Raw genomic sequence first — 11,279 nt, 5'->3', positions numbered from 1 at the left:
CCCGTCGTGCCGGTTTGCCGCGGTCTCATCCCTTGCATCGTCGGGCAAATCACCTCCACATTCTCGGACATCCCGGCTCGCTGAAGAGGGACGTTTCGCGATCGTCATGAAGCGTCGAGCCGGAGAGGCGACGGGCGCGTTGCTCTGCAGCCGGGTGTCACAGCCCGTGCCGACGAACGGAGTGAGGCGACGGCGAAATGGTGTGGTCCTGGTCTCCCGACGCTGAGACCAAGCCGGTGGTGATGATCCGCTGGCGACGGGGGCAAGACAGCCGGTCCCCGGGGAGAGCGCCTATAAGCCGCAAAACCGCCGCGCAGGGAAGGCCGGATATTGGGCTGAACCTGTGGTTCTGCCGCGTGCTTGTTTGCTGCACGCGGACCGCGGGTGTCAGTCGATACCCGGTCTTCCCTGCGCCTCTTCATTGGAGGAAGAGGTCGATCGATGGCAAAGCTCGGGCGGATCTCGCCGCGAGACGACGAAGCCGTGCCTGCTGTTTTGAAACGTAGAGACAGGTGCCGGTACGATGTGTCGCGCGGGTGTTCGGCGCTGATGTCACGGCTGGTCGTGAGAGAGGCAGTTCGCCGGCGCGCGGCGCTCTCATGGCCCGCGCAGGCGCTGAACCAAGCCGGTGAGGCGTTGGCGCGCGACGTCGAGCAGCAGGGCCAGCGCGTTGAGTCGCTGCGGTTCTGTCGTCTCGGCCAGGCCCGCCGTGCCGTTGAGATGCTGCTCGCAGTTCTGTGCGAATGTCGTCGTGAGGCGCGATGCCAGATCGCGCACCAGCCCGTCGCGCGCGATCTGCGCGAGCGGACCGGACAGGCTGTAGCCGATTGCGAGATCGACGCGGGTGGCCCGTCCGTCGTCGATCGGGACCATGCGCCAGGCGATCTGCCCGGAGGTCGATGTGCGGCTCCGCTGGTCGCGTCCCGTACCGATCAGCCGACCCGACAAATCAGCAGCGTTGCGGTCGATCCGCGCGGAGCCGCGGAAGGCGGCCGACAGCGGACCGATGGCGACCCTGATCTCACCTTCGACGCGATCTGGAGCCGGGATGTCCGTGACGGTCGCGCCGGGAAAGCAGGCGGCCAGGGTCTTGGGTTGGCCGAACAGCGCGAAGACCTGCGCGGGCGCGGCCTTCACCGTGAACGACGCATCGAAGTTCCTGGCGGGCATGACTTCGGGAGGAGCGAGCGAAGCCAGCGCCGCGCCGCGCGGGGGCTTGATGTCCGTCGCCGCCGGCCGCGCGGGCGAGACCGCGATGGCGATGGCGCCAGGCTGCGATCCCACCGGGCCGAGCGATGTCCGACCCGCGCCGGTCACGGCCGTGATGCCGCGCTGCCGTCGTGCGGCAATGACGGCGCTGATCGCGCGCACGATCCCGGCATAACCGGTGCAGCGGCAGAGATTGCCGCTCAGGCCGACGCGGATGGCCTGCTCGTCCGCGTGATCGAGACGCAGCACGAGGTCGCGCGCCGACATGATCATGCCGGGCGTGCAGTAGCCGCATTGCAGCGCATGCTCGCGCGTGAAGGCGTCGCGCAGCTCGGCTGCGATCTCGTCCTCGTCCAGGCCTTCGATGGTTGTGACCGTGGCGCCATCGCAGGCCACGGCGAGCGTAATGCAGGAGCGGGCCGGAGCCCCGTCGAGCAGCAAGGTGCAGGCGCCGCAAACGCCGTGCTCGCAGCCGAGATGCGTGCCTGTCAGATCGAGCTGGTCACGCAGGGCGTCGGCGAGATGGGTGCGGGGTTCGATGCTGGCTTCGGCCGCGCGGCCGTTGACGGTGAGTTGGATCGTCGTCATACGGCTGTCTCTGCGATCGCCCGCGCGAGCACGCTCAGGTGAATGTGGCGGGCGGCCGGATCGGTCACGCCGGCCTGCATCAGCAGGCGGCTGGCGAGGTCGCGATCGAAGTGTTCTCGGAGATCGGTGATCGCTCCGCCGAACAGGGATGAATCGTCGATGAAGATCGGCGCGGTGTCGATGGCGCCGATGACGACGCGACTGCGGGCCAGATCCGGCTCGATCAGGACCGCGGCCATCGCATGAGCGAATTCTCCGGGCTTGCGGCAGGCCTTGGCGTAGCCGAAGCGGGCCGTGGGCGACAGCGAGGGCAGGCGGATGGCAGTGACGAGCTCGCCGGGACGCAGCGCGGTCTGCAGCGCGCCCTGGATGAACTCCGCGACCGCGAGTTCACGTTGGCCGTCGGCGCTCGTCAGCTTCACGCTGGCGCCGAGCGCCGCGAGCGTGGTGACCCAATCGGCAGCCGGATCGGCATGGCTGAGAGAGCCCCCAATGGTGCCGCGGTTGCGCACGGCGCGATAGGCGATGCCGCGGGCGATCCGCGGCAGCACGCCATGGGTGACGTCGGGAATTCGTCCATCCTCGATATCGGCATGGGTGACGCAAGCGCCGATCACGAGAGCCTCGCCATCGCGCTCCACGGCGCGAAGCTCGGCAAGGCCGGCGACGTCGACGATGCGCGGCGGCTGTACCAGGCGCAGATTGAGCATCGGGCCGAGCGACTGGCCGCCGGCCATGATCCGGGCTTCGCCATCAGCGTCTGCGAGCAGAGCGAGCGCGTCGCTCACGCTGCGAGGGCGCTCATAGGCGAAGGATGCGGCCTTCACGTCGCGCTCGCCTGTTTCGCGGCGAGCACCGCGGCGACGATGCGGCGCGGCGACAGCGGCGATTGCATCAGCTCCGCGCCGAGCGGCCGCAGCGCGTCGTTGACGGCATTGGCGATCGCGGCCGGCGGCGCGATCGCGCCGCCTTCGCCGATGCCCTTGACGCCGAACATCGTATAGGGCGACGGGGTCTCCATGTGAAACAGGCGCGGCGCAGGAACTTCGGTCGGACCCGGCAGAAAATAGTCGGCCAGCGTCGTCGCCAGCGGCTGCGCGGCCTCGTCGAACGGCATCTCCTCGTACAGCGCGGTGCCGATGCCCTGCGCGAGACCGCCGAGAATCTGGCCGTCGACGATCATCGGATTGACGAGAACGCCGCCGTCCTCGACGATGACGTAGTCGAGCAGCTCGACCTCGCCGAGATCCGGATCGACCGCGACCGTCACCGCATGCGCCGCGTAGGAGAAGGTGCCGCTGTCGCGCACCGGCTTGTAGCCGCCGGTGACCTCGAGCCCGGAGGGATCGACATCGTTGGGCAGATCCTGCGGCCGGCGGTACCAGGTGTGGGCGATCTCGGCGAGGCCTACGCTACCGTTCGGCCCGCAGACGCGACCGTCGCGCCAGGTGACCGCCTCTGGCGCAAGCTGCAGCAGCTTGGCGCCGATGCGCGTGGCGCGCGCGACGAGCTGTTCGCAGGCCGTGCCCACGGCGCCGCCGGCCATCACCATCGACCGCGAACCCCAGGTGCCGGTGGAGTAGGGCGTCATCGCGGTGTCGCCGAGCACGACGTGGATCTTGTCGGGATCGACACCGAGGATCTCGTGCGCGACCTGGGCGAGCGTGGTCTCGAGCCCCTGGCCGTGCGAATGCACGCCGACGCGCAGCTCCAGCCCGCCGTCGGGCGTCAGCCGCGCGGTCGCCTGCTCATGGCCGGGCACCATCGGGATGCCCCAGCCGGCATAGACCGAGGTGCCATGCGCGGCCTGCTCGCAATAGATCGAGACGCCGGTGCCGATCAGCCGGCCGTCGGGCTCGCCGCGCTGCTGGCGTGCGCGCACGGCGGGGACATCGATTGCCGCCAGCGCACGCTGCAGCGCGCCGGGATAATCGCCGCTGTCGAAATGCTTGTTGGTGATGTTGTCGAACGGCATGTCCTGCGGCTGCACCAGATTGCGCAGCCTGATCTCGCCGGGCTCGAGCCCGGCCTCGGCCGCGACGGCGTCGAGCAGCAGCTCCAGCGCGAAGCAGACGCCGGTGCGGGCGACGCCGCGATAGGGCAGGATCGGGCATTTGTTGGTCGCGACCGAGTAGGTGCGGCAGCGATAGGCCGGCATCCGATAAGGGCCCGGCAGGATGCTCGCGATCTGCGCCGCTTCGAGGCAGGCCGAGAACGGATAGGACGAATAGGCGCCGGAATCGACGATCGCCTCGCAGTCGATGCCGCGCAGCCGGCCGTCGCGGTCGGCATAGACCGTGATGTGATAGGCGTGCTCGCGGCAATTCGCGCTCGCGCTCAAATGCTCGCGCCGGTCCTCGAGCCACCGCACCGTCATGCCCTTGGTCATGGCGAGCCAGCTGAGGCAGACCTCCTCGGGCAGCAGGATGCCCTTGTGGCCGAAGCCGCCGCCGATATCCGGCGCGATGATGCGGATGCGGCCCTGCTCGATGCCGAGGCAGTCGGACAGGCCGTTGCGCACGATGTGCGGCATCTGCGATCCCGTGTGCAGCGTCAGCTGATCGAGCCGGTGGTCGAAGGTGGCGACGACACCGCGCCCTTCCAGCGGTGCCATGCACTGGCGTGCGGTCGTGATCTCGCGCGTCACCTTGATCGGCGCGTCCAACGCCGCGCTGATGTCGACCTCGAAATTGGTCTCCAGGAAGACGTTGTCGCCCCAATGCTCATGCACCAGCGCGCTGCCGGCCGCGCGCGCCAGCCGCATGTCGTGCACCGCCGGCAGTGGCTCCAGGTCGAGCTCGACCGCCGCTGCGATGTCCTCGGCTTCGGCGCGGCTGCACGCGACGCAAATCGCCACGAGCTCGCCGACATGGCGCACCTTGCCGGTGGCCAGCACCGGCTGCTCGGAGACCTTGAAGCCGGGCAGGCCGGAGACAGCGCGGATCGGCTTGATGCCTACGAGGTCATCGGCCGTGAACACGACGTCGCGATACGCGGCGGGAATATGGATCGCCTTGATCCTCGCATGCGCCACCGGGCTGCGCACGAAGGCCACGTCCTTCAATCCCGGCAGTCTGATGTCGGCGACGTATTGACCGCGGCCGCGCAGAAAACGGTCGTCCTCCTTGCGCGGCAGCCGTGCGCCGACGCCACGCGGCGCGGCCTGTTGCGAGACGGTCGGCGCCGCGTCGGTCACGTCAGGCCGCGACCGCTGCGGGCAAGATCGGCGCCGTCGCATCGTGCCGGACGCCGGCACGCAGGCAGAACACCGGCTGCAGCAGCTTCTCGGCGATCACCTCAGTCTTCTCATTGTCGCGCAGCACGAAGCGGCCCTGCTGCTCCCGGAGCACACTCACGTCGGCCGCCATGCCCGGCCGCAGCGCGCCGATCTGATCGGACAGGCCGAGCATCGCGGCGGGGTTCGACGTGACCATCGGCACGACCTGCTCCAAGGTCAGCCCCAGCGCGACCAGCGAGCTCATCGCCTGCACCAGGCTGAACTTGGCCTGGCCTGCGAACGGATGGTTCTCGTCGTCGGCAGGCTCGTCCGGCGTGCCCGCGGGCGCCGGCACATGGGTGTTGTAGCCGTGGATGTCGGCGCCCAGCGTATGCGGCACGATGCCGGCGTCGATCGCCTTGCGCGCCAGCCGGTAGGAGAAGTGACTGCCGTGACCGACGTCGACCTTGAGCCCGCGATCGAGCGCGGCCTGGATCACCGGATGCACCTCGCCCTTGGTATTGACGAAGCCGCCGGGATGGCGCGTGAACGGATGCGCCAGCACGTCGCCCGGACGCAGCAGCGGGATCACACGCTCCAGGATCGTGTCGACGTCCTCGCCATTGGTGCCGCTCGCGGGCAGGCCCCAGAGCTGGCCGAAATGGACATAGACAGGGAGTTCGGCGCGGCGGCCGATCTCGGCCGCCATCTCGATGACGCGGATGCCCCAGCGAGCGAAACCGCCGATCTCGGCATGCGCCTTGATGCCGCGCACGAGGTCGCGGTTGGCGACCGCGGATTTCACGGTCGCGTCGATGCCGACACAGTCGGGGCGATAGAGGTCAGGGTAGTAGTGGCCTTCGAGGCCGCCGACCAGATAGGCCGACAGGAACGCATAGACGCGCGATTGCGCGGGCTCGGCGACGAAGTGCCGGAAGCCGGGCAGGGTCATGCAGGACGGGCCGCCCTGGTCGATGAGGCTGGTGACGCCCGACTGCACGCCGACCATGTCCGCATTCATGCCGAAGCGGCCGGTGACGTATTGATAGACATGGGCGTGGGTGTCGATCAGTCCCGGGAGAACGAGCTGGCCGGTGACGTCGACGACGTCCTTGGCGCTCGATGGCAGGATGTCGGACTGGACGGCTGCGATGCGGCCGTCGCGGATGGCGACGTCTCTCAAGCCGTCGACGCCGGAGGCGGGGTCAATGACGCGGCCGCCGCGCAGCAGCAGGTCGAACGAGGCGCTCACGGACATGCAAGCTCTCCTTATCCGGGCTGTTTGTTTGTCCCGGTCAAAGCCGTCCCCGACAAGCCGGCGCGGATCGTGCGCCGACCGATTTACGAAGCATACTTCGCATTACATCAAGATCCGTGCCATAGACAGCTTCAAATTGATGCAGCATGACCAGCGCTTATGCGGGAGCCGTTCGATGGCTGGAAGGAACAAGACGAATGCAGATGTGTCGTGGCCGCTCGAGGAGCGCCCGGGTTATCTCATCAGGCGGCTGCACCAGATCCACGTCGCGCTGTTCCAGGAGAAATGTGCCGCCTATGAGATCACGCCGTTGCAGTACAGCCTGTTGACGGCGCTGGCGAAACGGGGAACGGCAGACCAGACCGCGCTTGCGCAGGACATCGCCCTCGACCGGACCACCACGACCGGTGCGTTGAAGCGGTTGCAGGCGCGCGGCTTGGTCGATCGCAGCGTCGGGCCGCACGACCGGCGCTCACGGACCTGTCGTTTGACCCGCTCCGGCGCGGCATTACTGCGCAAGATCGAGCGGCCGGCGCGGGCGGCGCATCTCGCGACGGTTGCGGATCTGACCAAGGCCGATCAGAAGCGGTTCATTGCCATGATGCAGGCGATTGTTGCCGCGCAGGAGCAAGGGCTGGACGCGACACGCTTGCCGGACTGACCGCATCGCGCTCCGATTAGATAATGGGCATGGTGCTGCCCGAAAAGCAGCGCGTCGCCGGTGCGCGGTATCCAGTCAGGGCGAGGGCGCCCGCAACTACGAAGCATGCTCCGCATTTCGCGCTGCGGCGTTTTGTCTGCAAACAGCGCTGTTGGCTGCTCAATTTCAACTGATGTCTTCAGGGAAGCGAGTGCGCGGACGGTGCGCTGCGCCGAGCCCTGCGAATTCTGGCATGTCCCTTGCTGACATCCCCTAGCAGCTGCGCAGAAGTCGCGGCGAGATGAATCCGGGCGGCGACATCGATGTCGCGGCGCATGGAGTGGGCGATGCGATGTCTGCCGCGGCGGTCTCCGCCGATCTCTGCTCTGTTCGACGGCCGTCGTTGGACGCGTGCCGCGCGTGATGAAAGAAAGGCGCCGTGATGTCCGAGCATGCTGATGCGGTCGCGACGCGCTTCGGAGACGGCGGGCCGGATGGCGGCGACACCAAAGCCAGTGAATTCCTGCGCGGCGTGCTGTCGCGCAAGACGGTCCGCCGCTACAGCGACCGGATGCCGGAAGAGGGGCTGCTCGACCTGCTCGTCGCCGGCGCGCTGAGCGCGTCGGCCAAGTCGGATTTCCAGCAGGCGTCGGTGATGCGCCTGCGCGATGCCGACAAGCGGGTCGCAATCGGCAGGTTGTTTCCGAGCATGCCCTGGATCGGGGTGTCGCCGGTGTTCTTCGTGTTTCTCGGCGATGCGCGGCGGCTGCAGCGCATCGGTGAACTCCGCGGCAAGCCCGTCAAGAACGGAACGCTGGAGGGCTTCTTCAACGCCTCGGTGGACGCTGCGCTGGCGCTGCAGACGATGATCCTGTGCGCGGAGTCGGTGGGTCTCGGAACCTGTCCGATCAGCGTGATCCGCAACGAGATCGATACCGTGGCCAAGGTGCTGGAACTGCCGGACATGGTGTTCCCGGTCGCCGGACTGTGCCTCGGCTATCCCGCGGCAGAGGGGCATGTCAGCCTGCGGCTGCCGCGCAGCATCACAACGCATCTCGACCGCTACGGCGACGATGCCCTGCCGTCGGCGCTCGACGATTACGACCGGCGGCGTCATGCCCGGCATGCGATCCCGAAAGACCAGCAGCGCGGCAACGCCGAGTTCGGCGAGGCCGAGTTCTACGGCTGGTCCGAGGACAAGGCGCGCCAGGCGGCCAAGGCGGAAGGCGCAGCCTTTCCGCCCTATCTGCGCGCGCACGGCTTCAGCTTCGACTGACCAGTTTCATATGAGGAGATGCGAGATGACCAAGCCTTCGTTTTCCTGCTTTCAGGCGCCGTCGCGGCGCCTCGCGTTGGCGCTGCTGGCCGCCGCGCTGACCTTGCCGGCCGCGTTCAGCGCGAAGGCGGGCAGCCTGGATGAGATCAAGAAACGCGGCCTGATCGTCGCCACCGAGGACGATTTTCGCCCGTTCGAGTTCGTCAAGGACGGCAAGCCGACCGGCTTCGACAATGAGATGATCGAGGACCTGCGCAAATATGCGCCGTTCGAGATCAAGCAGCAGATCCTGCCCTGGACCGGCATCCTGGCCGGCGTCTCGACCGGAAAGTACGATGTCGCGATCACCGCGGCGATCATCACCAAGGAGCGCAAGAAGTCGCTCGACTTCACCAGCCCGATCGCCGACGCGACGCACTATTACGTCAAGCGCAAGGACGACAAGAGCATCAACGCCATCAAGGATCTCAGCGGCAAGACCGTCGGCGTCCAGGCGGGCAGTGCGCTGCTTGGCCGTCTGCCCGAGCTGAAGGACATGTTGGAGAAAGAGGGCGGCAAGCTCGGCAAGGTCGTCGAGTACACCTCCTATCCCGAGGCCTATCAGGATCTCGCGCTCGGACGCGTCGACTACGTCGTCAACACCATCATCAACATCAAGGCGCTGGTCGCCGAGAAGCCGAACGTGTTCGCGGTCGGCCAGCCCGTCTCCGGCAAGTCGTATCCCGCCTGGGCAGTCGCCAAGGGCAATACCGAGCTGGTGGAATTCCTGAATGGCTTCATTGCCAAGCAGAAGGAATCCGGCCGCTTCGCCGAGCTGCAGAAGAAGTGGTTCGGCGAGGCGTTCCCGGATCTGCCGGTCACGTTCGAGCCGGAATTCTAACGCCGCGACCGAGGTGCAGTTGATGTGCGGGTGGCGATCGCTGCGCGCTGGTCTGTTTGCCCGTGAGCTGCGGCCAGCCGCGCTGCGCCGGCCGCACACTGCCAGGGGTGGACGGCGATGAGTGCGGCCGACGTGCTCGCCATCCTGCAGGGCGCCGTCGTCACTGTGACGCTGTCCTTCGTCGGCATCCTGATCGGGCTGCCGATCGGCCTTGGCCTCGCGCTGCTGCGCTGGGCCAACGTCCCCGTCGTTGCCCGCGTGGTCGCCGTCTATGTCTCGGTGCTGCGCGCAACCCCGCTGGTGACCCTGCTGCTGCTGCTGTTCTTCGCGCTGCCCAATGTCGGGATTGCGATCGGCCCGGTGTCGGCGGCGATCCTGGCGCTGGTCATGAACACTTCGGCGTTCAACTGCGAGGTCTGGCGCGCCGCGCTGATGAACTTCCCCAGGGAGCAATACGAGGCCGCGCAGTCCGTCGGCATGCATGCGAGCCTGCGGTTCCGCCGCATCGTGCTGCCGCAGATCGTGCGGGTCAGTCTTCCCGGGCTCGTCAACGAGATGTCGCTGTTGATCAAGGTGACGCCGGTGCTGGCGGTGGTCGGCGTCGTCGACATCACCCGCGCGGCGGTGCGGATCGGCGCCGAGACCTATGAGCCGCTACCGCCGTTCCTGGTGGCGATCGCGATGTATGCGCCGATCGTGTTCGCGCTCGTTTCCCTGCAGCGCTTCATCGAGCGGCGCCAGCTCGCAGCCGAGGCGGCATGATCAGGGATTTCGCCATCGTCTGGAGCGAGCGCGACCTGCTGCTGAGCGGGCTCGGCAACACCACGATCCTCTCGGTACTCTCCGCCATCGCCGGCCTCGTGATCGCCTTCGTGCTGACGCCGGCGCTGATGTCGACGCGGCGCTGGCTGGCGCTCACGGTGCGGGTGTTCGTCGACGGCATGCGCTGCGTGCCGTTCCTGCTGTTTGCCTACATCGTCTATTACGGCCTGCCGTCGTTCGGCATCCGGCTCGACAATTGGAGCTCGGGGCTGGTGGCGTTGACCGTCTATCACGCTGCCTATCTCGCCGAGATCCTGCGCGGCGCCTGGGCGGCGCAGCCGCGCGAGCCGATCGAGGCGGGTGTCGCCTTCGGCTTCTCGGGGCCGCGTCTGTTCCGGCGCATTATCCTGCCGCCGCTGCTGCTCGCTGCTGGGCCCGTGATCGGCAACCAGATGATCCAGATCGTCAAGGACAGCGCCTTTCTCACCATCATCGCGCTGCCCGAGCTGACGCATGCCGCGAGCTCGATCCAGTCGCGCCACTATGTGCCGTTCGCCGCCTTCATCACCGCCGTGTTCCTCTATTGGGGCCTTTGCCTCGTGATCGAGGCGGGGGTCAGCGGCATCGACCGGCTGGCCGCGGCGCGGCGCTGAGGGAGGTTGGAATGACCGACGACATGCCCGTGCTCGACGTCGCCGGCATCTCCAAGCGCTTCGGCGACCTCGAGGTGCTCACCGACATCAGCTTCACGGTGACGCGCGGCGAGACGGTCTGCGTGCTCGGGCCGTCCGGCTCCGGCAAGTCGACTCTGCTCCGCTGCATCAACTGGCTGGAGCGGCCCGACGCCGGCCAGATCTATCTCAATGGCGACCGCATCGGCATCAACAATGGCGGCGTCGTGATGTCGGATCGCGAGCTGTCGCGGGTCCGCACGCGGATCGGCATGGTGTTCCAGCATTTCGCACTGTGGCCGCATCTGACGGTCCTGCAAAATTTGATCGAGGCGCCGGTGCAAGTACAGAAGCGATCTGCGGCCGAGGTGCGCGAGGAGGCGATGGCGCTGCTCGCCAAGGTGGGGCTTTCTGACAAGGCCGATGTGTTTCCGGCGCGGCTGTCCGGCGGGCAGAAGCAGCGCGTCGGCATTGCGCGCGCGCTGGCGATGAAGCCGGACGTGTTGCTGTTCGACGAACCGACCAGCGCGCTCGACCCGGAGCTGGTCGGCGAGGTGTTGGTGGTGATGCGTGAGCTCGCCCGCGAGGGCCGCACCATGGTGATCGTGACCCATGAGATGGGCTTTGCCCGCGACGCCGCCACCCGCATCCTGTTCATGGATCGCGGCCGCGTCGTCGAGACCGGGCCGCCGGAGCGCTTCTTCGTCAGCCCGGACACCGAGCGCGCGCGCCAGTTCATCCAGCGCTACGCCGCAGGCTAGCGAAGAGACCAGCGAGG

At 67.6% G+C, this 11,279-nt stretch carries 10 protein-coding genes; 6 read left to right on the top strand and 4 right to left on the bottom strand.

Features of this window, described 5'->3' with window-relative positions; all coding sequences use genetic code 11:
* Positions 1-597: 597 nt before the first annotated feature.
* Genes ACQR1L_RS07885 through ACQR1L_RS07870 form a run of 4 tightly spaced genes read right to left on the bottom strand, consistent with a single transcriptional unit; the run spans position 598 to position 6,272 of the window.
* On the bottom strand, positions 598-1,797 hold the full coding sequence (locus tag ACQR1L_RS07885; RefSeq protein WP_434857391.1) for a 2Fe-2S iron-sulfur cluster-binding protein: 1,200 nt from the start codon (positions 1,795-1,797) through the stop codon (positions 598-600).
* Positions 1,794-2,624 carry an FAD binding domain-containing protein gene (locus ACQR1L_RS07880; RefSeq protein WP_434857390.1) on the bottom strand — a complete coding sequence of 277 codons (831 nt, stop codon included), beginning with the start codon at positions 2,622-2,624 and terminating at the stop codon, positions 1,794-1,796. Before ACQR1L_RS07880 ends, ACQR1L_RS07885 begins: the two co-directional genes overlap by 4 nt.
* The gene (locus tag ACQR1L_RS07875) at positions 2,621-4,993 is read right to left on the bottom strand and encodes a xanthine dehydrogenase family protein molybdopterin-binding subunit (RefSeq protein WP_434857389.1); all 2,373 of its coding nucleotides are present in this window, start codon (positions 4,991-4,993) and stop codon (positions 2,621-2,623) included. Before ACQR1L_RS07875 ends, ACQR1L_RS07880 begins: the two co-directional genes overlap by 4 nt.
* Before the next feature lies 1 nt (position 4,994).
* A complete protein-coding gene (locus ACQR1L_RS07870; protein ID WP_434857388.1) occupies positions 4,995-6,272 on the bottom strand; it encodes an amidohydrolase/deacetylase family metallohydrolase in 1,278 nt (425 codons plus the stop codon).
* 139 nt (positions 6,273-6,411) lie between these two features.
* Here ACQR1L_RS07870 and ACQR1L_RS07865 point away from each other — a divergent pair, with 139 nt between their 5' ends.
* The 6 genes from ACQR1L_RS07865 (at position 6,412) to ACQR1L_RS07840 (ending at position 11,262) form a co-directional block, all read left to right on the top strand.
* A complete protein-coding gene (locus ACQR1L_RS07865) occupies positions 6,412-6,933 on the top strand; it encodes a MarR family winged helix-turn-helix transcriptional regulator (RefSeq protein ID WP_434857387.1) in 522 nt (173 codons plus the stop codon).
* A gap of 421 nt (positions 6,934-7,354) precedes the next feature.
* Positions 7,355-8,188, top strand: coding sequence for a nitroreductase family protein (locus tag ACQR1L_RS07860; RefSeq protein ID WP_434857386.1), 834 nt, complete (start codon positions 7,355-7,357; stop codon positions 8,186-8,188).
* Positions 8,189-8,213: 25 nt separating this feature from the next.
* Positions 8,214-9,068 carry a transporter substrate-binding domain-containing protein gene (locus tag ACQR1L_RS07855; RefSeq protein WP_434857385.1) on the top strand — a complete coding sequence of 285 codons (855 nt, stop codon included), beginning with the start codon at positions 8,214-8,216 and terminating at the stop codon, positions 9,066-9,068.
* Between the two features lie 117 nt (positions 9,069-9,185).
* On the top strand, positions 9,186-9,830 hold the full coding sequence (locus ACQR1L_RS07850; protein WP_434857384.1) for an amino acid ABC transporter permease: 645 nt from the start codon (positions 9,186-9,188) through the stop codon (positions 9,828-9,830).
* Positions 9,827-10,483, top strand: coding sequence for an amino acid ABC transporter permease (locus ACQR1L_RS07845; protein WP_434857383.1), 657 nt, complete (start codon positions 9,827-9,829; stop codon positions 10,481-10,483). The genes ACQR1L_RS07850 and ACQR1L_RS07845 overlap by 4 nt, the downstream gene beginning before the upstream one ends.
* An 11-nt stretch (positions 10,484-10,494) precedes the next feature.
* On the top strand, positions 10,495-11,262 hold the full coding sequence (locus tag ACQR1L_RS07840; protein WP_434857382.1) for an amino acid ABC transporter ATP-binding protein: 768 nt from the start codon (positions 10,495-10,497) through the stop codon (positions 11,260-11,262).
* Positions 11,263-11,279 lie beyond the last annotated feature (17 nt).

It is taken from the genome of Bradyrhizobium sp. HKCCYLR20261, assembly GCF_051168435.1.
Classification (GTDB): domain Bacteria; phylum Pseudomonadota; class Alphaproteobacteria; order Rhizobiales; family Xanthobacteraceae; genus Bradyrhizobium.
This window is presented reverse-complemented; position numbering and strand designations above follow the sequence as displayed.